General features: G+C 68.3%; 27 protein-coding genes. 11 read left to right on the top strand and 16 right to left on the bottom strand.

The genetic code is table 11. From position 1 onward, the window contains the following. The 4 genes from V7702_RS11205 to V7702_RS11190 all read left to right on the top strand — a co-directional run. Nucleotides 1-989: intermembrane phospholipid transport protein YdbH family protein (locus tag V7702_RS11205; protein ID WP_335650193.1), on the top strand; the 989-nt coding region annotated here is incomplete at its 5' end. A 62-nt stretch (nucleotides 990-1,051) separates the two neighbouring features. Further along, nucleotides 1,052-1,228, top strand: a complete 177-nt coding sequence (locus tag V7702_RS11200) for a YnbE family lipoprotein (protein ID WP_335650192.1) — start codon at nucleotides 1,052-1,054, stop codon at nucleotides 1,226-1,228. A 9-nt stretch (nucleotides 1,229-1,237) separates the two neighbouring features. Next, nucleotides 1,238-1,618 (top strand): YdbL family protein, encoded by a 381-nt coding sequence (locus V7702_RS11195; protein WP_335650191.1) that lies wholly within the window; start codon nucleotides 1,238-1,240, stop codon nucleotides 1,616-1,618. 18 nt (nucleotides 1,619-1,636) lie between these two features. Next, nucleotides 1,637-3,016, top strand: a complete 1,380-nt coding sequence (locus V7702_RS11190; protein WP_335650190.1) for a deoxyribodipyrimidine photo-lyase — start codon at nucleotides 1,637-1,639, stop codon at nucleotides 3,014-3,016. Here the strand turns inward: V7702_RS11190 and V7702_RS11185 are convergent. Then, nucleotides 3,013-4,092 (bottom strand): 2OG-Fe(II) oxygenase, encoded by a 1,080-nt coding sequence (locus tag V7702_RS11185; protein ID WP_335650189.1) that lies wholly within the window; start codon nucleotides 4,090-4,092, stop codon nucleotides 3,013-3,015. The genes V7702_RS11190 and V7702_RS11185 overlap by 4 nt on opposite strands. A gap of 295 nt (nucleotides 4,093-4,387) precedes the next feature. Between V7702_RS11185 and V7702_RS11180 the strand changes: the two genes are divergently transcribed. Further along, nucleotides 4,388-5,866, top strand: a complete 1,479-nt coding sequence (locus V7702_RS11180) for a sensor histidine kinase (protein ID WP_335650188.1) — start codon at nucleotides 4,388-4,390, stop codon at nucleotides 5,864-5,866. Then, a complete protein-coding gene (locus V7702_RS11175) occupies nucleotides 5,863-6,561 on the top strand; it encodes a response regulator transcription factor (RefSeq protein WP_335650187.1) in 699 nt (232 codons plus the stop codon). The genes V7702_RS11180 and V7702_RS11175 overlap by 4 nt, the downstream gene beginning before the upstream one ends. A 4-nt stretch (nucleotides 6,562-6,565) precedes the next feature. Here the strand turns inward: V7702_RS11175 and arsH are convergent, their stop codons facing one another. From arsH to V7702_RS11155, 4 genes are read right to left on the bottom strand one after another with little or no spacing between them, the layout of a single operon-like run. After that, entirely contained in the window at nucleotides 6,566-7,312 is a 747-nt protein-coding gene (arsH, locus tag V7702_RS11170; RefSeq protein WP_442958414.1) for an arsenical resistance protein ArsH, read from the bottom strand. Next, nucleotides 7,309-8,394: an ACR3 family arsenite efflux transporter gene (gene arsB, locus V7702_RS11165; RefSeq protein ID WP_335650186.1), complete on the bottom strand. Its 1,086-nt coding sequence runs from the start codon at nucleotides 8,392-8,394 to the stop codon at nucleotides 7,309-7,311. Before arsB ends, arsH begins: the two co-directional genes overlap by 4 nt. Continuing rightward, nucleotides 8,394-8,816: an arsenate reductase (glutaredoxin) gene (gene arsC, locus V7702_RS11160; protein WP_335650185.1), complete on the bottom strand. Its 423-nt coding sequence runs from the start codon at nucleotides 8,814-8,816 to the stop codon at nucleotides 8,394-8,396. Before arsC ends, arsB begins: the two co-directional genes overlap by 1 nt. A 7-nt stretch (nucleotides 8,817-8,823) precedes the next feature. Then, nucleotides 8,824-9,159 carry an ArsR/SmtB family transcription factor gene (locus V7702_RS11155; protein ID WP_335650184.1) on the bottom strand — a complete coding sequence of 112 codons (336 nt, stop codon included), beginning with the start codon at nucleotides 9,157-9,159 and terminating at the stop codon, nucleotides 8,824-8,826. 212 nt (nucleotides 9,160-9,371) lie between these two features. On the opposite strand from V7702_RS11155, the gene V7702_RS11150 reads away from it, so the two are divergent. After that, entirely contained in the window at nucleotides 9,372-10,127 is a 756-nt protein-coding gene (locus V7702_RS11150; protein WP_335650183.1) for a phosphocholine cytidylyltransferase family protein, read from the top strand. On the opposite strand, the gene V7702_RS11145 is transcribed toward V7702_RS11150, so the two are convergent. From V7702_RS11145 to V7702_RS11125, 5 genes are all read right to left on the bottom strand, one after another. After that, complete coding sequence (locus tag V7702_RS11145; protein ID WP_335650182.1) at nucleotides 10,124-10,888, bottom strand: NTP transferase domain-containing protein; 765 nt, start codon at nucleotides 10,886-10,888, stop codon at nucleotides 10,124-10,126. The genes V7702_RS11150 and V7702_RS11145 overlap by 4 nt on opposite strands. Next, the gene (locus V7702_RS11140) at nucleotides 10,885-11,979 is read right to left on the bottom strand and encodes a dATP pyrophosphohydrolase (RefSeq protein WP_335650195.1); all 1,095 of its coding nucleotides are present in this window, start codon (nucleotides 11,977-11,979) and stop codon (nucleotides 10,885-10,887) included. The genes V7702_RS11145 and V7702_RS11140 overlap by 4 nt, the downstream gene beginning before the upstream one ends. Before the next feature lie 62 nt (nucleotides 11,980-12,041). Beyond that, the gene (locus tag V7702_RS11135; protein WP_335650181.1) at nucleotides 12,042-13,103 is read right to left on the bottom strand and encodes an LptF/LptG family permease; all 1,062 of its coding nucleotides are present in this window, start codon (nucleotides 13,101-13,103) and stop codon (nucleotides 12,042-12,044) included. Continuing rightward, the gene (locus V7702_RS11130) at nucleotides 13,100-14,326 is read right to left on the bottom strand and encodes an LptF/LptG family permease (RefSeq protein ID WP_335650180.1); all 1,227 of its coding nucleotides are present in this window, start codon (nucleotides 14,324-14,326) and stop codon (nucleotides 13,100-13,102) included. Before V7702_RS11130 ends, V7702_RS11135 begins: the two co-directional genes overlap by 4 nt. Further along, complete coding sequence (locus tag V7702_RS11125; RefSeq protein ID WP_335650179.1) at nucleotides 14,323-14,760, bottom strand: HIT family protein; 438 nt, start codon at nucleotides 14,758-14,760, stop codon at nucleotides 14,323-14,325. The genes V7702_RS11130 and V7702_RS11125 overlap by 4 nt, the downstream gene beginning before the upstream one ends. Before the next feature lie 63 nt (nucleotides 14,761-14,823). Between V7702_RS11125 and V7702_RS11120 the strand changes: the two genes are divergently transcribed. Beyond that, on the top strand, nucleotides 14,824-15,297 hold the full coding sequence (locus V7702_RS11120) for a DUF2141 domain-containing protein (protein WP_335650178.1): 474 nt from the start codon (nucleotides 14,824-14,826) through the stop codon (nucleotides 15,295-15,297). Here the strand turns inward: V7702_RS11120 and V7702_RS11115 are convergent. After that, entirely contained in the window at nucleotides 15,294-16,187 is an 894-nt protein-coding gene (locus tag V7702_RS11115; protein WP_335650177.1) for a metallophosphoesterase family protein, read from the bottom strand. The two genes, V7702_RS11120 and V7702_RS11115, sit on opposite strands and share 4 nt — an antisense overlap. A 74-nt stretch (nucleotides 16,188-16,261) precedes the next feature. On the opposite strand from V7702_RS11115, the gene V7702_RS11110 reads away from it, so the two are divergent. From V7702_RS11110 to V7702_RS11100, 3 genes are read left to right on the top strand one after another with little or no spacing between them, the layout of a single operon-like run. Further along, on the top strand, nucleotides 16,262-17,374 hold the full coding sequence (locus V7702_RS11110; RefSeq protein ID WP_335650194.1) for a CDP-alcohol phosphatidyltransferase family protein: 1,113 nt from the start codon (nucleotides 16,262-16,264) through the stop codon (nucleotides 17,372-17,374). Further along, complete coding sequence (locus V7702_RS11105; protein WP_335650176.1) at nucleotides 17,359-18,285, top strand: diacylglycerol/lipid kinase family protein; 927 nt, start codon at nucleotides 17,359-17,361, stop codon at nucleotides 18,283-18,285. The genes V7702_RS11110 and V7702_RS11105 overlap by 16 nt, the downstream gene beginning before the upstream one ends. Further along, entirely contained in the window at nucleotides 18,285-19,220 is a 936-nt protein-coding gene (locus V7702_RS11100) for a hypothetical protein (protein ID WP_335650175.1), read from the top strand. The genes V7702_RS11105 and V7702_RS11100 overlap by 1 nt, the downstream gene beginning before the upstream one ends. Here V7702_RS11100 and spt read toward each other — a convergent pair whose 3' ends face one another. From spt to V7702_RS11075, 5 genes are all read right to left on the bottom strand, one after another. Beyond that, on the bottom strand, nucleotides 19,221-20,438 hold the full coding sequence (gene spt, locus V7702_RS11095) for a serine palmitoyltransferase (protein WP_335650174.1): 1,218 nt from the start codon (nucleotides 20,436-20,438) through the stop codon (nucleotides 19,221-19,223). 2 nt (nucleotides 20,439-20,440) lie between these two features. Next, entirely contained in the window at nucleotides 20,441-20,692 is a 252-nt protein-coding gene (locus V7702_RS11090) for an acyl carrier protein (RefSeq protein ID WP_335650173.1), read from the bottom strand. Nucleotides 20,693-20,762: 70 nt separating this feature from the next. Further along, nucleotides 20,763-21,716: an NAD-dependent epimerase/dehydratase family protein gene (locus V7702_RS11085; RefSeq protein WP_335650172.1), complete on the bottom strand. Its 954-nt coding sequence runs from the start codon at nucleotides 21,714-21,716 to the stop codon at nucleotides 20,763-20,765. 1 nt (nucleotide 21,717) lies between these two features. Beyond that, nucleotides 21,718-23,427, bottom strand: coding sequence for a fatty acyl-AMP ligase (locus V7702_RS11080; RefSeq protein ID WP_335650171.1), 1,710 nt, complete (start codon nucleotides 23,425-23,427; stop codon nucleotides 21,718-21,720). Between the two features lie 43 nt (nucleotides 23,428-23,470). Then, a partial coding sequence (locus V7702_RS11075) for a lipopolysaccharide biosynthesis protein (RefSeq protein ID WP_335650170.1) occupies nucleotides 23,471-24,679 on the bottom strand: 1,209 nt, incomplete at its 5' end.

Below are 24,679 nucleotides of genomic sequence, written 5' to 3'. Positions count from 1 at the left end.
CCCCCCTGGCCGAGGTGATCGGGGAACCCGTCGAGGGAACGGCGCTGTTCACGGGCGCCATCGACTGGGGCGCCGAGGGCCTCGACAGCCACGGCCGGCTCGACGTGCCGGGCCTCGACTTCAAGAGCCCCGCGGGCGCCGTCCAGGGGCTGAGCGGACAGATCGATTTCACCAGCCTGGTCCCGCTGCAGACGGCGCCGGGCCAGACCCTGACCGCCGATGTCGTCCAGGCCCTGGCGCCGCTGACCGGCTCGCAGGTGACGTTCCAGCTGATGCCTGACGAGCTGACCCTGTCGGAGGGGACGTTCGAGGTCGGCGGGGGCGCGATCCGCATCGCGCCCATGTCCATCCCCCTCGACCAGACCAAGTCCTGGCGCGGCGAACTGCTGATCGAGGCGGTCCAACTCTCCGAATTCGTGGAGGCCACACCCTTCGCCGACCGGGTGGATCTGGATGCCGTGGTCAGCGGGCGGCTGCCTTTCGTGATCGGGCCGGACGGAATCACCTTCATCCAGGGCAAGCTCACAGCTATCGCGCCAGGGCGCCTGTCGATCCGGCGGGAAGCCCTGACCCAGGTGGACGCCACCGGCGGAGCGGCGACGGCGAGCGCCGAGGGTCTCGGCGACCAGGTCGTGCCCGTCGCCCAGGCCGATCAGGCCAATGCGGCGGTGGACTTCGCTTACCAGGCCATGGAGCATCTGGCCTTCGATCTGCTGGACGCCGAGGTCAACAGCCTGCCCGGCGGACGGCTGGGGGTGCTTTTCAAGATCCGGGGCGAGCATAGTCCGCCGCAGCGCCAGGAGATTCGTCTGACCCTGGGCGAGCTGATCAGCCGCAGCTTCCTCAACAAGGAGTTGCCCCTGCCGTCGGGCACTAAGGTGGATTTGACACTGGACACTTCGCTCAACCTGAATGAGCTGTTGGCCGACTATGCGGCGGCGCAGGCCGTAGACGGTTCAGGCGCGGTTCAGCCGCCTGCGCCACAATGAACTCGAACGCTGAAACTCGCACACCCGAGGGAGCCGTGACCTTGACGACGACAAAGAGACATATGATCGGGGTGCTGATGGGCGCCTCGGCCCTGGGCGCCGCGCTCGGCGCCTGTACGCCGACGGTGCGGGTCCAGGTCGACCCCATCAATATCTATGCAAAGCTGGACGCCGATGTGCGCGTGCGCCTGGACGAGGATGTCCGGGCGCTGATCCAGCAGAACCCGAACCTGTTCTAGGGGATGCTCATGACCCGCATGAAGTACCTGGCCCTCGCCGCCGCCATCCTGGGCGCGGCCGGGGTCGTCACCGTCGGCGCCATCGCTGGCCCCGCCTTCGCCCAGACCGCCCAGGCCAAGGCCCTGGTGGACGCCGCCAAGGCCCAAGGGATCGTCGGCGAGCAGAACGACGGCTATCTCGGCTTTGTCAGCGGCTCGGGCGACGCCGCCCTGCAGGCGGCGGTCAACGAGATCAATGCCGGCCGGGCAGGCCTCTATCGTCAGGCCGCGGCCCGCAACGGCGTGTCCGTCGCGGCGGCTGGCGCGGCGGCCTTCACCGAGGTGGTCTCCTCCCGGCTGCGGCCGGGCGAGTACTACCAGACCGCTGACGGCGCCTGGCGTCAGAAGTAGCATCGTCCAGCGGCCCTCATGGCGATCCTGTCTACGCGTATCCGCGCGCTCAAGGACGCCCCCGAGGGCCGCGAGGCCCGCTATGTCCTCTATTGGATGCAGTCGTCCCAGCGCGCGGAATTCAATCCCGCCCTGGAGTACGCGGTCGAAGAAGCCAATCGTCGCGGCCTGCCCGTGCTGGTGGGTTTTGGCCTGACCGAGGCCTATCCCGAGGCCAGCGCCCGGCACTACGCGTTCATGCTGCAAGGTTTGGCAGAAGTGGCGCAGGCTCTGGCGGCGCGCAGCGTCGGCTTCGCCATCCGCAAGGGCGCGCCGGACAAGGTCGCCCTGGACCTGTCGCGGCAGGCGGCCCTGGTCGTCTGTGACGCCGGCTACCTTCGTCTGCAACGGCAGTGGCGGCGCGACCTTGCCGAGGTCATCGACCGGCGCCTGGTACGGATCGAAGGCGATGTGGTCGTGCCGATCCTGCAGGTGTCCAACAAGCACGAACATGCGGCCCGTACGATCCGCCCGAAAATCCACAGGCTGTGGGAGGACTATCTCGCGCCCCTGCGTCGCCGCGAGGTGGCCCACAGGATGGCGGAGACGCCGGCCTCCGACATTGATCTGAGCGACATTCCGAAGGCGGTCGCCGCCCTGGACATCGACCACGGCCTGGCGCCGGTTCGCCGCTTCAGGGGCGGGGAGGTCGAAGCGCGCCGCAGGTTGCAGGCCTTTCTCGACGGCGGCCTCGCCCGCTATGGCGACGAGCGTGGCAAGCCGGAGACCGAGGCGGTCTCCTATCTCAGTCCCTATCTCCACTATGGCCAGATCTCGCCGGTGGAGATCGCCCTGGCCGTTCGCGACGCCCAAGGCCCCGACAGCGAGACCAAGCGCGTCTATCTCGAAGAACTGATCGTACGCCGCGAGCTGGCCATCAACCACGCCTGGTGGGCGCCTGCCGACTACGACAGCTATGACGGCCTGCCGGAGTGGGCGCGTCTGACGCTGGAAGCCCACGAGGGCGATCCCCGACCCCACCTCTATACCCAAGCCCAGCTGGAGGCCGGCGGGACCCACGACCTCTATTGGAACGCCGCCCAGCGCGAGATGGTCGCGACCGGCTATATGCACAACCGGCTGCGGATGTACTGGGGCAAGAAGATCCTGCAGTGGTCGGCCAGCCCGAGGATCGCATTCGACACCATCCTGCGGCTCAACAACCGCTATCTCCTCGACGGCCGCGACGCCAATTCCTACACCAATGTGGGTTGGATCTTCGGCCTGCACGACCGACCATGGCCCGCCCAGCCGGTCTACGGGACCGTCCGCTCCATGGGGCCGAACACCTTCAAGAGCTTCGACGCCGAAGCCTATGTGGATCAGGTCGATCGCCTGGCGGCCGCCGAACGGGTCTAGGCGGTCTGGACCTCGGGTTCGGCGGCGTTCGCGGCCTCGCCCGCCGCTTCCTCGGCCAGATAGCGTTCGCGGATCTTCGCCGCCGGCTCGTTGTAGAAGAAGGGCAGGAAGCAGTAGCGCTTTCCAGCTGTCACTGGCGTCGCTTCGTGCATCAGCGAGCAGGAGAACACCACGGCGCCGCCGCTCGGCGGGCGATAGGTTTTCGACCCAAACTCAGGAAAGCGCAGGTCGCCGCCCTCGTGCTCGTCGGTGTTCAGGTTGATGGAGCAGGCGAACTGTCGATGCGCGGTGGCGCGGGTCGTGTTGTCGCGGTGGGGCTGAAAGAAGCCGCCGCCGTCAGAGTCATAGCAGGCCACCATATAGCGCTCGACCCGGGTCGCCTGGAATTGGAAGGCCTTGACGATCTCCGGCAACAGCCGCGTCTGAAGCCTCTGGCGGAGCAGGGCGCGGAGGCCCTCGTCCTCGATCATGGCGTCACGGCGACGTTTGGTGTGGTCCATGACGGGCACCACGCGCCCATTGATCTCCTGCATCACGCCGGAGGGGCGTCCCCCATGCTCGTCGTAGAAGGCGATGAGCTGCCGACAGATGTCAGGCTCGAAGATTCGGGGCACGATGAGGACCGGGGCGTGCAGGGGCGCGCCGGCGTGGTCGTCGGGCTGAGGTAATTGCGCCACCAGCCGCATCACGGCCTCGCCGCCGTCTATGGGTGCGACAGCATAGATCCGCATGGACGGATCGATGAGGACCCAATGGGGATTGGCGCCCTGGTCTCCCAGAGCGTGATAGAGGCGCGACACCTTCCCGTCCGGATCAAAGAACCAGCGCAGGCTGCGTGTATTCTGAGCCGCCGCCATGGTGGGCTGATCCCTCGCGACCGCGAAGGCGTAGACCTTCTCATCGTCGAACAGATCGCGGTGCGCGCGCAAATGTTCCAGGGCGACATCGCGGGCCGCCCCCGGCTCGGGCAGAAAGACCATGAGCATGAACCGGCCACCCAGGCTGCCAAACGCGAACCGCGGATTGACGGGGGAGGGGGTGACAAACCAGGGGGCGGGTTGGCCAGGACGCAGCATGGCGATGACCTAGGCTCGCCCAGGGGCGGAATGGGGTGCGAGTCGGCTCATCTGGCGCTTCCATCAATCGAGGAGCGCGAAGAGGGCCGCCGCCGTCCCCCGGTGGCAAGCATAAGAAGCTTATAAGCCGCCCATAAGCTGGCCATAATTGACGACCCGGACGGGCTCTTGCAGGTTGCCATCCGGTCGGCCGCTACCGACCCGGTTCGTCGGCTTGGCCGTCCCTCACCCCTGGGCGTTGTCGGCAAGGCCGGCGAACCCTTGGATCTCGGCCTCGGGGCGTTCAGGGGCCTTTATGTCAGACATGATTTCGCACTGGATCCGCCGCCGGCCAAGGCTGGTGGGTTATATCGCGGCCATCCTCATCGTCCTCTTGGCCAACCTCCTGGCCCTGATCGTGGCCGAAGGCCTGGGCTATGTGCGGGTGTCGATGATCTTCCTGGGCGGCGTCCTTGTGGTCGCGGTCCTGTTCGGATCGGGACCCGCCTATCTGGCGGCGACCCTGGGCTTCGTCAGCTACAACTTCTACCTGGTCGAGCCGCGATTCACCTTCGGGGTCGAATCCGAGGACGTCATCATTCTCGTGGTCTTCCTGGCGGTGGCCATGATGACCGGCGGCCTGGCCGGTCGGGTGCGGGACGATGCGATCCGTGCGCAGGAGAGGGCGCGAACCAGCGCCGTCCTCTTCCAAGCCGGGCGCGATTTCGCCGGCATGGGCGAGGAAGGGGCCATCGCCGAGCGGTTGGCCGCAGGACTTGCCGAGGCGGCCCAGGGGCCGGCCGTCGTGCTCATCGACGGACAGGCCTATGGCGCGCGCCACGTGGACCTCCCGGCCGGCCTGGGCGACACGCTGGCCGCCTTTGACGCCCCGGGCGCCACGTCTGCGCAGGAAGGCGACTGGCGGTTGCGGACCCTCTGGGCCGAAGGCCGACGGCTGGGCGCCGCGGGCTGGCGGAGCCCAGGCGCAAAGGCCGGCGAACTGGATGAGGCGCAACTCATTCACGTCCTGCTGGACATGGGCGCGACCGCGATCGCCCGGGCGAGGCTCAGCCGCGCCTGGGCCGAGATCGAAGCCACCGATCGCACCCAGTCGCTTCGCAACGCGCTCCTGTCCTCGATTTCGCATGACCTGCGTACGCCGCTGGCCTCCATCCTGGCCTCCGCCAGCAGCCTGCGGGCGTTCGGTCACGCCTTTGACGCCGAGGTGCGCAACGATCTCCTCGACACGATTCAGGAAGAGGCCGAACGTCTGAACGCCTTTGTCGGCAATCTGCTAAACATGACCAAGCTGGAGGCGGGCGCCTTGGCGATTCAGGGCGCTCCGTTCGAGATGGCCGAAAGCCTGGACCGCCTGGTCCGCCGCTTCGAACGCCGTCGCGGCGGCCGTTCGATAGAACTCCGCGTTGAGGGGGACCGCCTCGTGGCCTTGGGGGACCCCATTCTGTTCGAGCAGGCCTTGAGCAATGTGATGGAGAACGCCCTGCGGTTCAGTCCAGAACAAGGGACGATCGAGATCAGCCTGCGCCGATTGGATGACATGCTGCTTGTGGACGTGGTCGACGAGGGGCCAGGTGTCGGGGCCGATGAATCATCCCGCATCTTTGAGAAATTCTATCGGTCGAAGTCGGCCAACGAAAACCTGCAGGGCGCAGGCCTGGGCCTGTCGATCGTCAAGGGCCTGATCGAGGCCATGGGCGGTGTGGTGGCCGCTCGCGACCGTGGCGACCGAAGCGGACTGGTGGTGTCATTGATGCTGCCGAGGGCCAAGCCATGAGCGCCGAGGGACGCCTCCTGCTGGTTGACGACGAGCCGCAGATTCTCCGCGCCCTGCGGCCGGCGCTCACCGCCGCCGGCTACGATGTCGCTACCGCCGAAGGCGGCTCGGCGGCCCTGGCTCATCTGGCGGCCGAGGCCTGCGACGTGGTGATCCTGGATCTTGGCCTGCCCGACATGGACGGCAAGGATGTCATCGCCCACATCCGTGAGTGGTCGGACGTACCGATCGTGGTCCTTTCGGCCCGTGACCTGGAAACCGAGAAGATCGCCGCCCTCGATCTCGGGGCCGACGACTTCGTCAACAAGCCCTTCGGCGTCGGCGAGCTGCTCGCCCGCATCCGGGCCTCTGTCCGGGGACGTGACCGCCGGCTGTCTGGCCAGGCAAGCTTCCGCAGCGCCGAACTGGAGGTGAACTTCGCCACGCGGCGGGCCTACGTCCAAGAACAGGAGGTCCGCCTGACGCCGCGGGAATACGACCTGATCCGCGCGCTGGCCCGCCATGCGGGCCGGGTGGTGACGCACAAGCAGCTGATCACCGCCGTCTGGGGACCTCAGGCGAGCGTCGATGCGCAGTTCGTGCGCGTCCTTGTCGCCCAGCTCCGTCAGAAGCTCGAGGAAAATCCCGCCGCGCCTCGGGTGCTGCTCACCGAGCCGGGGGTCGGCTACAGGCTGGCGACGGACGAAGACGCCTGAAAGCCTATTGCGGCCGGACGGCGATCGCCGACAGGTCTTGACCCGCATCCACGGGAATTCCCGCCGCCTTCCGTTCGGAGTACCGATCCACCAGACCCTGGGCGTGGGGGCGGGTGAGGATGGTGAAGCGGACCAGTTCCTCCATCACATCTACGATGCGGTCATAATAGGCCGAGGGTTTCATCCGGCCGGTTGCGTCGAATTCCTCGTAGGCCTTGGCCACGCTGGACTGGTTCGGGATGGTGATCATCCGCATCCAGCGGCCGAGCAGGCGCAGGGTGTTGACCGCATTGAAGCTCTGCGACCCGCCGGACACCTGCATGACCGCCAGGGTGCGTCCCTGGGTGGGGCGCAGACCGCCCATGTTCAGCGGCAGGTGATCGATCTGCAGCTTCATGATCCCCGTGACCTGGCCGTGCCGCTCGGGGCTGCACCACACCATGCCCTCCGACCACATGGCGTGCGCTCGCAACTCGGCCACCGCCGGATGGTCGTCGCCGATGCTCTGGTCGGGCAGCGGCAGGTCTGTGGGATCGAAGATGCGCGTCTCGCAACCCATGAAGCGGAGCAGGCGCGCGGCCTCCTCGACGCAGAGCCGGGAAAAGGCCATGGGCCGCAGCGAGCCGTAGAGCAGCAGGATGCGCGGCGGATGGTCGTCCGGGCCAAGGCCGAAGGCCGGCCGCCTCGCCAGGAAGGCCGGGTCCAGGGCGGGAAGGTGGTCCGGATCGGGAATCTCGCGCAGGCGGCTCACGGGGCTTCTTCCCGGGCCGGGGCGGTGTCGGGGAAATAGCGACGCCCCAGCCACAGGGCTACCGAAACCAGCAGGACCAGGACCGGCACCTCCACCAGCGGCCCGATCACCGCGGCGAAGGCCACCGGCGAGGTCAGGCCGAAGGCCGCGATGGCCACGGCGATGGCCAGCTCGAAATTATTGGAGGCCGCCGTGAAGGCCAGGGCCGTGGTGCGAGGATAGTCGGCCTCGATCAGCTTGCCCATCAGGAAGCTGACCACGAACATGACGAAGAAGTAGACGGCCAGAGGCACGGCGATCCGCAGGGCGTCGAAGGGCAGGGCGACCACATCGCCGCCCTTGAGGCTGAACATGGCCAGGATGGTGAACAGCAGCGCCGCCAGGGTCAGGGGCGCGATCCTGGGCAGGAACCGGGTCTCGTACCACTCAGCGCCGCGGGCGCGGACCAGCACCCGCCTCGTCAGGAAACCGGCCAGGAAGGGCAGGCCCAGATAGATCAACACTGCGCCCGCAATGGTCCAGAAACTGACCGCCACCACGCTGCCCTCAAGGCCAAAGAGGGGCGGCAGCACGGTCAGGAAAAACCACGCATAGAGACTGAAGAACAGGATCTGGAAGACCGAGTTGAATGCCACCAGGGCCGCCACATACTGGTTGTCGCCCCGGGCCAGCTGGTTCCAGACCAGGACCATGGCGATGCAGCGGGCCAGGCCGATGAGAATGACGCCGGTCATGTATTCCGGCTGGTCGCGGAGAAAGATGACGGCCAGAGCGAACATCAGGACCGGGCCAAGCACCCAGTTCTGGAACAGCGACAGGGCCAGGACCCGCTTGTCGGCGAAGACCCGGGGCAGTTCCTCGTACTTCACCCGCGCCAGCGGCGGATACATCATCAGGATCAGGCCGATGGCGATGGGGATGTTGGTGGAGCCCACCGACAGGCTGTCGATCCAGGCCGGCAGGCCGGGCACGACCGTCCCGAGCAGAACCCCCAGCCCCATGGCGACGAAGATCCAGAGGGTCAGCCAGCGGTCGAGAAAGGACAGGCGTCGCGCTGACGCCAGCGTCGCGACATCAGCCATCAGCGCACCCGCCGGCCGTCAGAGTCGATGACTACTTCGCCGTCCTCCTTGGTGAAGGGCTGCAGCCCCTCGGCCGGCAGCAGGTCGAGCACAGTCTCGGAGGGCCGGCACAGCTTCACCCCGGCCGGGCTGACCACAATCGGGCGGTTCATCAGGATCGGATGGGCCTCTATCGCGTCCAGCAGGGCCTCGTCGCTCAGGCTGAGATCATCGAGGCCAAGCTCGCCATAGGGCGTGCCCTTCTCCCGCAGGACATCGCGGACGCCTATCCCCATCCGCGCGACGAGCTGAGCGACGAGGGTCCGGCTCGGCGGAGTCTTCAGATATTCCACCACATGCGGCTCGACGCCCACATGGCGTAAGAGCTCCAGGACGTTGCGCGACGTCCCGCATTCGGCATTGTGATAGATGACGATGTCCATGAGCGCCTCAGTCGCAGCAGGTAGCTAGTTCGTCCATCAGCGGCGCGCAGATGTCGGCGCGGCCGCCGCAGCAGTCCTTCAGCAGGAACAGGACCAGGGTCCGCAGACCCTCCAGGTCCGCACGATAGATGATCGAGCGGCTGCGCCGCTCAGACCTCACCAGGCCGGCGCGAGCCAGGATGGCGAGGTGGGACGACAGGGTATTGGCCGGCACGCCCAGGGACTGGGCGATCTCGCCGGCCGGCCGGCCCTCGGGCTCGTGCCGCACCAGCAGGCGGAAGACCTCCAGCCGGGTGGGCTGGGCAAGGGCGGCTAGGGCCAGGATCGCCGACTCAGATTCCATAGTTCCAGTATTATCGAATTATGATGGAAGGCAAGCCCCAGACTAGGACTGGTGGGCGCCAGATTCACACCGGCGGCGGATGATCGCTCATCCGCAACGCAGGCCGCCTGGCTGGGGCGATTTTGGTGGACACCCCCCTGATGCGCCCGGCTGTCCGGACTGTTACATGGGTGGAGTCGGCTGGGCATTTTAGGACGAGAGCGATCGTGGTGATGAACGAAACCCGCAAGGCCGTCGTGCTGAGCGCGGGGCAGGGCCGGCGGCTTTCGCCACTGACCGACAGCCGCCCCAAATGCCTGATCGACCTGTCCGGGCGTAGCGTGCTGCATTGGCAACTGCTCCACCTGCACGCCGTCGGCATTTCGGACGTCGTGGTCGTGACCGGCTTCGGCGCCGACCTGGTCGAGGCCGAGATCGCCGGACTGGACCTGCCGGGCATGGCGGTGCGGACCCTGTTCAATCCCTTCTATGGCGGAACGGACAACCTCGCGACCTGCTGGCTCGCCCGAGGCGAGATGAGCGGTCCCTTCCTGCTGCTGAACGGGGACACTCTGTTCGAGCCCGCCATCGCCCAACGGCTGTTGGCCGCGCCTCAAGCGCCGGTGACCGTGACCATCGATCGCAAGAGCGCCTATGACGCCGACGACATGAAGGTGCTGACCGAAGGCGACCGTCTGCGGGCCATTGGCAAGACCATTCCGGCCTTCGACGCCGAGTCCATCGGCTTCCTTCGGTTCTCGGCCGAGGGCGCTGCGGCCTTTGTTCAGACGGTCGAGAAGGCCCTTCGCACGCCGGAGGGCCTGAAGCGCTGGTATCTGAGCGTCATCAACGAGATGGCGGCAGATCTTGACGCCGTGGCTGTGGCGTCCATCGAGGGCCTGGACTGGGCCGAGATGGACTTCCCTGAGGACGTGCCGCGCAACCTGGCCCTGACCAAGGCCTGGACCCAGCTCAAGGTCGCCGTCTAGGCCGCAGCCGTCAGGCGACGCACGAGGTCGAGGTCGGCCGGCTTATCCACATCGACGGCCGCAAGGCCGTAGGGGGTGCGGACGGCGCAGGCGCGAACGCCGGCCTTGCGCCCCAGCCGCGCGACAGCCTGGTCCAGGGTCAGGCGACCGGTGAGATAGGCCAGTAGCATGCCGGGGCCCAGCAGGGCGGCGATCTTCCAGGGCTGCTTGCGCCGCGCCTCCACCTGTCGCCAGAGGGCCACTGCGCCCAGCGCCGCCTCAGAGCGCAGATAGAAGAGGTTGCAGCCGGAATACCGCCCGTCCCGGAAGGCGAGATAGGTTCGCTTCCCCTCCGGCGCGGCGACCCTGACGGCGGCTTCAGGCGCCAGCAAGGCGGCGATATCGGCCTCAGCCGGGACGCCGGCCAGGAACTCCCGCACCCAGTCGGCCCGCAGCAGGGCATGATCGGCCGTCGTCACCAGCAGGGGAAACCCCATGGCCTGCGCGCCCTGGGCCACGCTCTGGCTGGGGCTGTCGGCGGCCGGGATGATCTCTAGCTCAGCTTGGGAGGTGATCTGGCCCACGGCTCCGATGACCGCCGGGTGCGATGTGCAGACGCCGATGGACTGGGCGCCGGCCTGGGTCAGGGCGTCAATAACGCGGGCCAACAGGGTCTGGCCCTGCAGGGTGATCAGGCTCTTGTGAGGCACGTCTGCATAGGCCAGCAGGGGATCGATTTCAGGACGCGAACCGGCCAGGACCAGAGCGCGAAATCCCGTCACGCCAGGTCCTTCTGATAGATGCGGTAGGTCTTATAGATCTGGCCGCCGAGGGACGCGCAGATGCGGTTCATCGGCGCATTGTCCTCCAGGATCCAGGACAGCTCATAGGTCTGGTAGCCCAGGGCGCGGGCCTGGGTGGCGCCGGCGTCCATCAGCTGGAAGGGCAGCATCTGCCCCCGCAAGGTGTCGGCGAACTTGCGCTTGACCCCCATCAGGGGAATGCGGACCGACTTCACGCGGGCGACCTTGAGCCGCCAGAGCAGCTTGGCCCAGCCGAAGGGAAATAGACGGCCGTCCAGGTCGGCGATGGCTTCATTCACATTGGGCAGCAGAACGACGAAGCCCGCGGTCTCGCCGTCGATCTCGGCGAACCAGATCATCTTGGGCTCGATCACCGCGCGCAGGGACTTGCCCAGTTGGGCGGTCTCCGCCTCGGTCGTTGGCGTAAAGCCCCAGTTGCCGCTCCAGGCGTCGTTGAGCACCTCTGTCATGGCGGTGACCTCGGCGTCATAGCGGCTCATGTCCAGCATCCGCAGGGTGACGCCGGCGGCCGGCCCGCGACGCACGCGGCGCAGGATGTGGGGCGGGATGTCATCGCTCATCTGGCAGAGATAGGCGTAGACATCCTTGGCCTTGCCGTAGCCCTGGGCCTCGATGCGCCCGCCCACATAGGGCTGGTCGTGCCCCATCAGGACCATGGGCGGGGTGTCGAAGCCGTCCACCAGCAGGCCGACCTCCTCATTGACCGACAGGTTGAAGGGGCCGAGCGCCACCTTGCAGCCCCGCGCCTTCAGCCAGGCCTCGGCGGCGGCGAACAGGCCATCGAACACCTCGGGATCGTCTTCCCCGGCGACGAGGCCGAAATGGCCGGCGGGCCGCGCCGGATCGGTCGGCGCCAGGCGATCGATCTGGGCGCTGATGCGGCCCACGTCGCGGCCGCCTCGGGAGGCGATCCAGAAACAGACCTCGGCATGCTCGAAGAAGGGATTGCCCGCCGGGCTGAAGGCCGCCAGGCGCTCGCTGACCAGCGGTGCGATCCAGGCCGGATCGTCGGCGTTCAGGCGCATGGGCACGGCGATGAAGCGCCGCATGTCGGCCTTCGACACAGCCTCCCGGATGACCAGGGGCTCGGGGGCGATGGCGTCAGTCAAGGTCAGCCCTCCATCCTCAGGAGCACGGTGGCGGCCATGGCCGAAAACACCGCCGGCGCGGTCCAGGCGGCCAGGAAGGGCGACAGGGCGCCGCCCTCGCCCAGGGCGGTCAGCAAACCGTCAAACACCAGGAAGGTCAGGCCAGCCGCCAGGGCGGCGGCCGACAGCACGGCCCCCTGCGTCGTGCGAAAATTGGCCAGCGCCACAGGCGCGGCCAGCAGCAGCATGACCAGCACCGCGATGGGTTCGGCCAGGGTCCGATGAACCCGCACAGCGTAGTAGCTTTCCGGCCGCTCGGAGCCGACGCCCCCAAGGGCGCGGCGGGCGGTGGCCCCGCTGGGCGCCTGGTCGCTGAAGAGCAGGGCGCGGACATCGGCGGGCCGCAGGCGGGTGGGCCAAATCAGGGCCTCGGCCGAGGACGCCATGGCCTCTTCCTCGGTGAAACGGATGAGACTCGGCTGCTCCAGCCGCCATCCTTCGGCGCCATAGGTGGCGGAGGGGGCGGCGATGCGCTCATTGACCTGGCCTTCGCCATCGCGCCGATAGATGCGGACTTCGTCCAGGCGGTCGCCGCGCTCGTCGCTCGCCCGCGCCACCACCAGTTCGTCGCCGGATCGGAACGCCCGGAGGCCGCGCTCGGCGCGGTCGGCTTCGGCGGCTGTGGCCCGCCACCAGTTGGCCAGGGCGAGATCGGCGCGTGGCGCGACGACTTCCAGCGCCATCAGGTCGATCACCATCACGCCCGCCGCCGCCATGAGCGACACTCCCAGCAAGCGGTAGACCGAGACGCCGGAGGCGCGCATGGCCGTGACGGCCTGCTCCCGGGCGAGCTGGCCAAACGCGAACAGGCCACCGGCCAGGACGGCGAGGGGGGCGGCCTGTTCCAGCATCCGAGGCAGGCGCAGCAGGGCATGGTAGGCGACGCCGCCCAGGCCCAGGCCGCGCACGAGGATCTCCGGGGTGGCGTCGAGCAATTCCAGCACCTGCAGGATGCCCAGCAGGATGGCGGCGGCCGCCAGGATGCGCGTGCCGACGATCGACAGGATGTAGCCATAGAGCTTCACGAGGCCTGCACCCGCGCGTCGCGAGCCGCCATCGCCCGGGTGATCCGGTCGCCGGCCGTGCCGATCAGCCGGCTGATCGGCGTCTCGCCGGGCCTGTTCCGACTGCCCATGAACATCCAGACGCCAAACCCGGTGAAGAGGGCGAAGGGCGTCCAGATGCCGAAGACGGCCGGGACAACCCCGCTTTCGGCCAGGGACTGGCCGAGCTGCAGGGCGTGCTGGAAGGCCAGCAGCAGAATGCCGGCGAAGACCAGGCCCGGCGTACGCCGGCCCCGCTTGGCCGCCAGGCCCAGGGGAAAGGCGATCAGCGGCAGGAAGGGCAGGAAGGCCGCCCGCGCCAGTCGGCCATAGAGTTCCGAGCGCAGGGTGCTCCGTGGCAGGACGCTGTCGCCGGAGCCCGCCAGGCTGGCCAGCTCGCCCAGGGTCAGCTCGCGCTCATCGCCGCCGCGGGCGCGCAGCAGTTCGGTGGCGCCGGCCAGGGGCGCGGTGGTGCTGAAACTGTCGAAGTCCAGGATGTCATAGACCCCGTCCGTCCCCTCCAGGATGCGCCGACCGTTCTGGAGGTTGAGGGTCACATTCAGCCGGTCCTGGGACACCTGCAGATCGGCCGTGGTGGCGGTGATCACCTCTTCGCGGCCGGTGGGCGTCAGTCGCCGTATGAACAGGCCCTCCAGGCGCTGTCCCTGGGGGTCGGCCCGGTCGGCGGTCATGATCAGGCGATCCTCGGTGACAAAGGCGCCCGCCTGCAGTTCGCCGTTCCAGCCGGCATTGGCCGCCGCATGCATCACCGCCCGATAGGCGTAGCGGCTGTAGGGCTGCATGTAGCCGAACACGATCAGGCTGACCAAGGTGAGCGCCAGGCCGAGGCAGATGAAGGGGGTCGCCAGGCGGGGCAGGGACACGCCGCTGGCCAGCACGGCGTCGATCTCCGAGCCGTCGCTCAGCCGGGTGATCACGATGAACAGGGCGACGAAGAAGGCCACAGGCAGGGCCAGGCCGAAATAGTGCGGCACCAACTGGCCGGTCAGCTGCACCACGAAGCCGAAGCGGTCGCTGCTCTGGGCCAGCAGGTCCAGCAGGCGAAGCGCCCGTTCCAGCAGCAGCGCAATCAGGGTCACCGCCAGGCAGCCCAGCATCGGGCCGGCCGTCAGCCGCAGGACGTAGCGGTCCAATAACGGCAGGCCGAACGTGAACTTGGGCTTGGGCGTCAGGACCGTGGTCACGCCGTGCGCCACTCGCTCCGCCAGGCCTCGGCAAGGCCCCGGAGGGCGTCGGGACTCAGAGCCACCGCGGACGCCAGATCCGGCTGTCCCGGCCAGCCGGCGTCGAAAAATGTCTTGCCGGCGTGCTCGCGGGCGCCCTCATAGCGGGGGATGACGTGGAAATGGACGTCGGGATCGACCATCATGAGCATCAGATAGTTGATCTTGGCATAGTCTACCGCCCGGCGCAGAAGACGCTCAATCCCGCCAACCGCAACCTGCAAGTCCTCGAAGGCCGGGGCGCTCAGATCTGAAAACGCCTGGGCTGGCTCCTTGCACACGAGGACGAGAGACCCAAATGTAGGCTGCTTGGGGCGCACCAGGACCAGCCAATGGTCAGTCTCACCCACCAGCGAGTGGGGATAGCCAAAGTTCACCGCGGTCGCATTGCTCATGAAGCACCCTGCTGATCGGGCGCCATCCGCCGTCGGCGCAAACATAGGGGGTCGTCACAGCCCATGAAAGTCCGAACCGCCCTTGCAGGCCTTGCCTTCGCTGTGTCGCTCGGGGTCGCTGCGCCCAGCCTGGCGGCCGACCAATGCGTCGGCAAGGAAGGGCCGCACAAGGTGTCGGTGGCGGTCACCGGCGTCAGCCCGATCAAGGGGGAGGTGGCGGTCACCCTCTATCCCGACAACGCCCGCCGGTTCCTGGCGCCCAAGGGCAAGCTGCTGCGCGCCCGGGTGAAGGCGACGCCGCGGGTGACCGAGGTCTGCTTCTGGGTTCCCGAGCCGGCGTACTACGCCATCGCCATCTATCACGACGTCAACAGCGACCAGGACTTCAACCGGACGATCATCGGCATGCCCGCCGAAGGGTTCGGGTTTTCCAACAATGCGCCGACCCGTGTCGGCCTTCCGTCCTTTGAGAGCGTGCGGTTCCGCGCCGGACCGGGAACCACCCAGGTCCCGATCTCCATGCGCTATCAGCGCTAGACAGCCGTCAGGCGATAGCGTCCCAGCGTCTCGAATGCGCCCGTCAGGGCCGATGGGCCGCGGGCTGTGACCCAGACCTGGCGGTCATCAGGGTCTTGGCTGATCTCGATCTCATGCCAGCGGGCCGGCGGATGACGCCCGCCATGCCTTGCCGAGGCCGATGGGACCCCCAGGACCGGCACAAGGCCGCTCGGGCCGGGCAGGGCGCCCAGCGCCGCCTCATGGGCATGGCCGTGCAGGACGAGTTCGGCGCCGTCGGCGGCCAGGATTTTCCGCAGGGCCTCCCCATCCTCCAGCGCCTTGCGGGCGGAGACCACGCCGGGGATGGGCGGATGATGCAGCATCACCACGCGAAAGAGCCCGCGGGCCGCAAGGTCTGGCAGCAGGCGGGCCAACCGCGCCAACTGGTCCTCTCCCAGCCTGCCGGTGGCCAGCCAAGGCGCCGTCGGCACGGCGCTGCAGAGATTGATAATCGCCACATGACGCCGCACCCGGACATGGGGGAAGGCCAGCGTCTCGTCATCGGCCAGCCAGGCGCCCCAGGGCGCAAATCGCTGCGTCTCGTCCGGGCCGACCAGGGCGTCATGATTGCCGGGGCTGACCGTCACCTGACCGAGGGGGCGCAGGCTGCTCAGCCAGGTCTGGGCTGCGGCGATTTCCTGAACCGTGGAGAAGTTGGTCAGATCGCCGGTGATGACGATGTGATCGGGCGCCCGGGCGCCTATATCGGCCACCAGGGCGTCGAGAATCGCCTTGTCGTGCTGGCCGCCCTTCCGGCGCCACGCCATGGCGCTGAGCGCCCGTTTGGAGACGAGGTCCCCCAGACCCAGCGAGCCCTTGGGCGGCGGCAGATGCGGGTCGGAGATATGGGCCAGTCGAAATGGCGGCACGTGGTGAAGGTTTCTGGTCAGGGTGGGGCGAAGCTCGCTATCACGTCCTTACAGGCGCAATGCGGTTGGTGGAATTGACGAATACAGACGAACAGACCCGGCCTGCGGCGCGGGTGATCGGCGAGGGCGAAGCCCGGATATGGGGCATGAGCGCGGCCGAGCGGCTGCACCGGACCTTCAGGCGGCTCGGTCTGGATGAGGACGCGGCCACGACGGGCGGCCTGGTGGCGGCCGACGCTCGCTATGTGTTCGACGAATCGCTGATCAAGGCTCTGGTCCAGCATCCGGGCGTTGTCCTGGTTGACGAGGACGGAACGCCCGCCGCGATCCATGCCCAGGGCGTGGCCGCCAGGCGGCTGGCCTCGGGCGAGCCGATCGCCGCGGTGGCCGCTGAATATCGCGCGATGAGCGCCCATGAACTGGGGTCGGCCTACAACAGCGAACTGCGCAAGCGCGAACCGCCGATCCTGCGCCGCCTGACGCCGGGCGACGTGCGCGCGGTGGAGCGGCGTCTGTTCCAGGGCTCCTACAAGGGCGTCACCGACCTGGTGACCAAGTATGTCTGGCCAGTCCCCGCCCGGGTGGTCACCCGCTGGTGCGCCCTGGCCAGGGTCACGCCCAACCAGGTGACCTTCGCCAGCTTCCTGCTTGTGCTGCTGGCCTTTGGCCTGTTCTGGACGGGGCGCTTCGGCTGGGGTCTGGCCGCCGCCTGGGGCATGACCTTCCTCGACACGGTGGACGGCAAGCTCGCCCGGGTGACGCTTACCTCGTCTAAATGGGGCAATGTGTTCGACCACGGCATCGACCTGGTCCATCCGCCCTTCTGGTGGTGGGCCTGGCTGGTCGGCGTCCAGGCAAGCGGACATTCGGTCGGCGCGCCGACCCTGATCCTGACCGTGATCTTCGTCGGCTATATCGTCCAGCGTATGCTGGAGGGCGCCTTCCTCGCCGCCTTCAAGGTGGAGATGCACGCCTGGCGGCCCTTCGACAGCTTCTTCCGGCTGATCACCGCCCGCCGCAATCCGAACCTCCTGCTGCTGACGCCCGCCGCCCTGCTGGGCCGGCCCGACATCGGCCTGATCCTGGTGGCTTTCTGGACGGCGCTGTCCCTGGGCGTCCATGTGGTCCAGATGATCCAGGGCCTGCTGGCGCCCAGGGGCCAAGTCACCTCGTGGCTCTCGAATTGACCAAGATCGGCGTGATCCGCAATCCGCGGAGCCACGCCAATCGCGGCCAGACCTCAGCGCCTCCAGCGGGAGTCCTCTGGGGCGAACCCGAGACGCCGCAGGCCCTGGCCGAGGACCTGCGACGGTTCGCCCAGGCCGGGGTCGAACTCGTGGTGGTGGACGGGGGCGACGGCACCCTGCGCGAGGTCTTGAGCGCCCTGCCGACCGCCTTCGGCGCCGCCGCGCCTATCCTGGCGGTCCTGCCTTCGGGCAAGACAAATGTGCTGGCCCTCGACCTCGGCGTGCGGCCCGGCTGGACCCTGGACGCCGCCCTGGCGCGGGCCGCCCGCGAGCTGATAGGCCTGAAGACCCGGCGCCCCCTGAGGCTGACCTGGGCGGGAGGTGAGCAGGCCGACCTGTCGGGGTTCATATTCGGCCTGGGCGCCTTTGTCCGCGCCACCCAGATGTCGCACTCGGTCCACCGGATGGGGGCCTTCCACAGTCTGGCCGTGGCCTTGACGGTCGTCGGCGCGGCCTTCGGCGCCCTGTTCGGCCGCGACGGCGACGGCTGGCGCCAGGGCGTGCGCGCAGGCCTCGCCATCGATGGAGGTGAGCCGACGGTGGCCCCGCGTTTCGTGGTGCTGGCCACGTCGCTCAAGCGCCTGCCCCTCGGACTTCGCCCCTTCGGGCCTCCGCAGGATGGCCTGAAGGTGCTTGAGGTCTCAGCCCCGCCCAGGCGGCTGGCCTTCGCCCTGCCGGCTGTGCTGATGGGCCGCGCCGACACCTGGCTACGACGCCACGGCTATCGCCGGAGCCTGGCCGAGGGCTTGGTCGTCACCAGCCCGGCCCCCGTGGTCGTTGATGGCGAGGTCTTCCCCGGAGGCGAGATTGCTATCGGACTGGGCGCGCCCGTGCGATTTCTGGTCCCGTGATGGACGCTCTACAGACCCTGGTCCGCGAAGACCTGGCGCAAGCCGCCCCGCCGCCAGGGCGCGCCATGGCCCAGGCGCTGGCCAGCCGCATGGAGGGCGCCGCCGCAGTTCTGTTCTATGGATCGGTCCTGCGCACAGGCGACCTGGACGGCGTGATGGACTTCTACGTCCTGACCCATGGCCCGCGCCCGGGCTGGCGGGGCCTCGCCGGCCGGGTTCTCTGGCCCGATGTCAGCTATCACGAGCTGGAGCTCGATGGGCGCGTCCTGCGAGCCAAGGTGGCGACCATGACGCTGACCCAATTCCAATCGGCGGTCACGGGGCGGCGTATCGACACGACGGTCTGGACGCGATTCGTCCAACCCTCGGCCCTCGTCTGGACTTCCGGGCCGGACACCGCTCAGGACATCTCCTGGGCCGTCTCCAGGGCCGCCTGCGCCGCCACACACTTCGCCGCAGCCCTCGGCCCGCCGGAAGGCGCGCCCCTGGACTACTGGCGTGCGCTGTTTCGCCAGACCTATGCGGCGGAGTTCCGCGTCGAGGCCCGCGGGCGGGAAAACGACATCCTAGGCATTGATCCGGACCGCTATGAACGGTTGCTGCTGGCCGCCTGGCGGGCCCAGGACCTGGCGTTCGAAGAGGTACGAGCTCAAGGGGCGGTGCGGCCCGTGCTGGGCGGGCATGAGCGATCCCGCATCCTGGCCGCCTGGCGCCGCCGGCGTTCCCTGGGAAAGCCGCTCAATCTGGCCCGCCTCGCCAAGGCCGCCTTCACCTTCGAGGGGGCCGCCCGCTACGCCGCCTGGAAAATCGAGCGGCATACCGGTCTGCGCGTGCCGCTTACGCCCTGGCGGGAGAAACATCCCATCCTGGCTTCACCCGGAGTCTTCTGGCGCCTGTGGAAGGCCCGCCGCGCACAGACGGCTGGCGGCGATTAGCTAGCCGAGGGCTCGCTTGGGCGGGCCTTGCAGCACGCCGAGTTCCCGGGCGACCTTACCCATTACGGCGATCACCTGATCCAGTTGTTCGATGCTGTGGGCGGCGCTGACGCTAGAGCGGAGCAGGGGACGATTGTCCGGCGTCGCCGGCGGGAGGGCGAGGTTGAGATAGACCCCATTCTGCAGCAACAGGTTCCACATGGCGGCGGCCACTGCCTGATCCGGCATTGTGACGGCCACGATCGGGCTGCAGGTCGGCCCCGTCGCCAGTCCCAGGGCGGTGAGCCCGTCATAGAGATGCTGCGCGTTGGCGTGCAGCCGGTGACGCAGTTCCGGCGCTTCCTGGATTCGGCGCAGGGCCCCCAGGGTCGAGGCGATCACAGCCGGCGGCAGGGAGGCGGTGAACATGTACGGACGGCAGACGATGCGCATCACGTCGAAGTCGGCCATGTCGGAAACACAGAATCCGCCGACCGAACCCAGGCTCTTGGAGAAGGTGCCGACGATGACGTCCACGTCGGCCTCAGCCGCCACCTCCTCGGCCAGGCCGCGGCCGGTCGCGCCCAGGACGCCCATGGAATGGGCCTCGTCCACCAGCAGATAGGCCCCCATCTCGCGCTTCACCGCCGCGATCTCCCGCAGAGGCGCGACGTCGCCCACCATGGAGTAGATGCCCTCGACGACGACGAGCTTCTCGCCGGGCGCGTCCTTCATACGGCGCAGGCGCTTGTACAGGTCCTCGGGATCGTTGTGGCGGAAGCGCGTCACCTCGGCATGGCCGAGGCGCGAGCCGTCATAGATGCTGGCGTGACTGTCGGCGTCGAGAAGAAGGTGGTCCCCGCGACCGACCAGGGTCGAGAGCACGCCCAGATTGGCCTGATAGCCCGTGGTGAAAACCATGGCGTGCTGGCGGCCGTAGAAGGCTTCCAGGGCGCGCTCCAGCTCTACATGGCCCTCATAGCTGCCATTGGCGATCCGCGACCCGGTGGTGCCGGTGCCCCGCTCGCGCACCGCACGGACCGATTCCTCGACACAGGCCTCGTCGAAGGTCAGGCCCAGATAGTTGTTGGTGCCCAGCAGGATGGTCGGACGGCCGTCGACGATCCCCTCCGTGGGGGAGATGACCGCATCGAAGCGGACCCCGAACGGGTCGGCCGCCGTGTCGCGAAGCGCCTTATAGGCGTCTCTGGACGCCGCGTGCCTATCGAGCAGAGCCATGCTCAAGCCTTGTTCCGGATGTTGTCGATAAGCGCCGCGAGGTCGCCAACGGTCTGGACCTCGCTCAGATGGTCGATGGGAATGGAGATGTCGAAGCGATCTTCGAGCTCCATCACGATGTTCATGAGGGCCAGCGAATCCACGGCCAGGTCACGCGAAATATCGGATGACGCCGTCACCAGGATTTCGCGCTCCAGCACAGCCTCAGCCGCCTTCGCCACCTCAAGCACGGTGGGATCCGTCACCAACTGCATAGAGACTGACTCGCCCCCCTAGAACGATCGTCCGTTAACGCCGCATCTTTGGCGCAATATGACGCGGGCGTCAGCATCTGATCGCCTGCTGTAATGGCGGTTTGCGAAACCTGACGCCGGAAGACGCATACCCCTGAACCGTATGTAGGAACCCATCGGTGAGATTAAAGCGGGCCGGCGGAAGTCCGGTAATCTGCTCGTCCGGGGAGACCGACCAATCCGGATGCGTCAGCTCGCGCAACTTGCCGAAGGTCAACATCGGGGCCGACCGACGGGCCCCCACAGCGCCCAAGAGGGCGACGGCGGCCAGCACGGCGTCTGGGACCCGCTGCAAGCGAGGTCTGCGGCCAAAAGCGTCCGCCGCCGCCTGGAACACTTCCGTCCAGCCGTAACCTTCTGGGCGACGATCAGACAGCGTGACAGTCGGCCCGCCCTCCCGTCCCGCCAGGGCGGCGATCTGCCGCGCCGCGTCTTCGACATGCATCATGGCCATCCGCGTCCTCGGAGCGAGAAGCGGCAGAATCGGACTCGCTGCAGCCAGCTGGAAGAGGGGCAGGGTCTCGGCGTCGCCGGGTCCGTAGAGCGCTGGCGGCCGTACGATGGTCAGGCGGTCACCCAGCAGGGCCTGGGCTGCGATCTCTCCGGCCCGCTTGCTGGCGGCATAGTCCGACAGTCCGGGCTCTCGCGCAGCCAGGCTGGAGACCAGCAGCATAGCGCCCTCGGCGCGCTCGGCCACCCGGCGGGCGCCTTGCTCGTTGACGCTGAAGAACTCAGCCCGGCTGCGCGCCTTGATCAGGCCGGCCCCATGAACGATCAGGTCGGCGTTTGCGCAGGCCCTCTCCAAGGCGCGGTCGTCTCCCAGATCGCCGGGGACCACTTCGACCTCCAGGTCGCGCCACAGGGGATGGATCACGTCACGGCGGGCCAGCACCCGAATGCGCCACCCCTCGGCCACGAGGGCGGGTACGAGAAATCGACCGAGGAATCCTGTCGCGCCGGTCACCGTGGCGAGGCCGCGTGACACCCTAGGCGGGCTCGGCTTCGGCCAGCCCGGCGAGATACGCAGCCTTGGCGCGTGAACGGCTGAGCTTGCCTGATGAGGTCTGCGGCAGGGCGTGGCCCCCGACAAGGTTCACCTGGGCTTCAACGCCATGGCGCTGGCGGAGTAGATCGGCGACCGCCACGGTCAGGTTCCGCCGTGTTTCGGTGTCGCTGCTGCGGGTCTGGACGAGGACGATCACCGCCTCTTCGCCGTCAGCGGGGACGGAGAAGGCGGCGACATCGCCGCTGCGCAGGCCGGCGATCTCAGCCTCTGCGGTCCATTCCAGGTCCTGCGGCCAGATATTGCGGCCATTGAGGATGATCAGATCCTTGCTACGACCGGTCAGGACGATCTCGCCTTCCGACAGATAGCCGATGTCGCCAGTATCCAGCCAACCATCGCCAGCCAGGGCGCGGGCGGTGGCGTCCGGGTCCTGGAAATAGCCGCTCATCAGGCTGGGACCGCGGGCGAAGACCCGCCCCGCCCGGCGCTCCTGCAGGACTTCGCCCTGCTCGCCGCGCACCTGAAGTTCATGCCCGGGCAGGGGCGGTCCGCAGCGGGCGAACTCCCGGGCGCGGGGGGAGGGCGCGCCTGAGGCCGCGACACCGTCCCGCTCGAGGCGGTCCACATCCAGACGCTCGGTGACCAAGCCCTTGCCCAGGGGCGCCATCGTCAGGGCCAGCGTCGCCTCGGCCATGCCGTAGCTGGCCACATAGGCCTCGGAATCAAAGCCGACCGCCGAGAATCGCACAGCGAAGTCCCGCAGGGGCTTGGTGCGGATCATGTCACCGCCGAGGCCCGCGATCCGCCAGCCGGAGAGGTCGAAACCCTCCAGGTTGGCGTTCTCCGCCCGCCGCGCGCAGAGCTCGTAGCCGAAGGTGGGGCTGTAGGAGATGGTCGCCCCATTCCTGCCCATCAGGTCCAGCCAGAGAAGGGGGCGACGAACAAAGGCGCCTGTCGGCATCAGGTCCGCCGACATCTGGGCGGTCAGCGGGCTCAGCAGGAAGCCGACCAGGCCCATGTCGTGATAGAGCGGCAGCCAGGAAAACGCCCGGTCCTCCGGTCGCACCTGAAGCCCGTCGCGGGTGATCGCCAGGGCGTTGGCCATCAGCGCGCGGTGGGTGACCAGCACGCCGGTGGGGAAGCGCGTACTGCCCGACGAGAACTGGAGATAGCAGGGGCTGTCGGGCCCAACCTCGGGCAACGGCTGTCCGGCGGCCGGCGGCAGGTCGGCAAGGGCGCCGGCGAACCTCATCGGGCGCGCCGCTGCGATATCGCTCACCCAGGCCGCCATGGCCTGCGGTCCCAGCAGGGCGTCGGCGGCCGCCGCGTCCAGCATCCTGGCCATCTGCTCGATATAGTTGGCCCTGCCGCCGAGCGGCGCGGGCAGGGGCAGGGGCGCGGGGATCAGGCCGGCATACTGGCAGGCGAAGAAGGCCCGGGCGAAGTCGCCGTCGGTTTCGGCGATGAGGCCGACCCGGTCGCCTGGCGTCAGCCCAGCGGCCAGAAGTCGACGGGCCAGCCCGCGGGCTGCCGCGCGAAGATCAGCATAGGAAAGGGCTTCGGCGAGCTCGCCGCGCAGGCCATGAAAGTTCAACCCTGTCTCGCCTTGAGCGGCGTAGTCCAGGGCCTCGATCAGGCTGGGGAAATCGGCGCGGCGAAGGACGCGGCCCGGCGCGGTGGGGGTGATCATCACCCTGGCTTTCGCCCGGTTCCCTTAGGCCGGCAAGACATTCTTATGGAAATTTTATGTCAGGACGACGACTGCCCGTGATCTGACGCAGGCGCACCAACATGCCGGCCGCCATGGCCAGGGTCGCCCCCACCAGAGCGGCCCCCGCCCCGGGCAATCCATAGGTCCCGATCGCCACCGGCAGGACCGCCAGAAACGCCACGGCCGCAGTCAGACGCACCCAGACCACCACGCCAGGCCGGCCCAGGGACACCAGCATCGGCTCCAACGGCAGGGCCCAGACCCCGATCACGGCGGCGGCCAGCTGCCAGATCATGGTGGACTGGGCCGCGGCGAAGTCAGCGCCCAGCACCAGGGCCAGCAGCGGCTCCCCGGCAAAGACGGCGACGAGCAGCAGCAGCGTCGCCCCGGCGCCCCCCACCAGGCCCACCCGCAGGGCGAGCCTGCCCATGGCGCCGGGGCGTCCCGAGGCGTGCAGCTTGGCGAGCTCCGGATAGAGGGCCGGGATCAGCAGCCGGGCGGGCTTGGCCAGGGCGTCGGCGATCTGCCGGGCGACGCGCCAGAGGCCGGCGTCGGCGGCGCCGGCCATCGCCCCGACGGCGAGGGTGGCCACATGGGTGAAGGCCACGTCCACGCTGCTCGACGCATTGGTCGCCCAGGCGAACCGCCAGGCCTTGGGCAGGCCCGCGGTGAGGGGGCCTGTCCAGGCAAAGCCGGTCCAGAGGCCGCGGCGGCGCATCTCAAGGGCGGCCGCTCCCGCCACATAGGCGAAGGCCGCCAGGGAGCCGAGCGCCCAGACCGCCAGGAAGAAGACCAGGGGCGCATCGATCGCCATGCCTAGGACGCCTCCAGCGAGACGCACGGCCGAGCTGATGGCGCCCTGGGCTGCGAGCAGGCCGAAGCGATCAAACAGACGAAGCAGGCCCACCTGCGCCGTCGGCGCCAGCACCGCCACGCTCAAAGCGTAGACCGTCGCCGCGCCTCGAGCGGCTTCTGGCAGTCCCAGGCTTGGGCCGACCAGCCAGGCGCCCGCCGCGCCGACGCAGACTCCAAAGACGACGCTGATCAAATCCAGGACGAGCCCAAACCGCACCACCCGCTGGAAGTCCGCCCGACGGCCCTCGGCCAGTGGGGCGGCGCCAAAGTGCAGGATGGTCTGCCACGCCTGGAACTTGGCCACGTCGCTGACGAACTGGGCGAAGGTGTTGATCAGCACCAGCACGCCAAAGGCGCCGATCCCCAGGGACCGCGC

Source organism: Phenylobacterium sp. (assembly GCF_036963605.1).
GTDB lineage: Bacteria > Pseudomonadota > Alphaproteobacteria > Caulobacterales > Caulobacteraceae > Phenylobacterium.
Note: the sequence above shows the minus strand (reverse complement) of the source record. Positions and strands in the feature narration are given on the sequence as shown.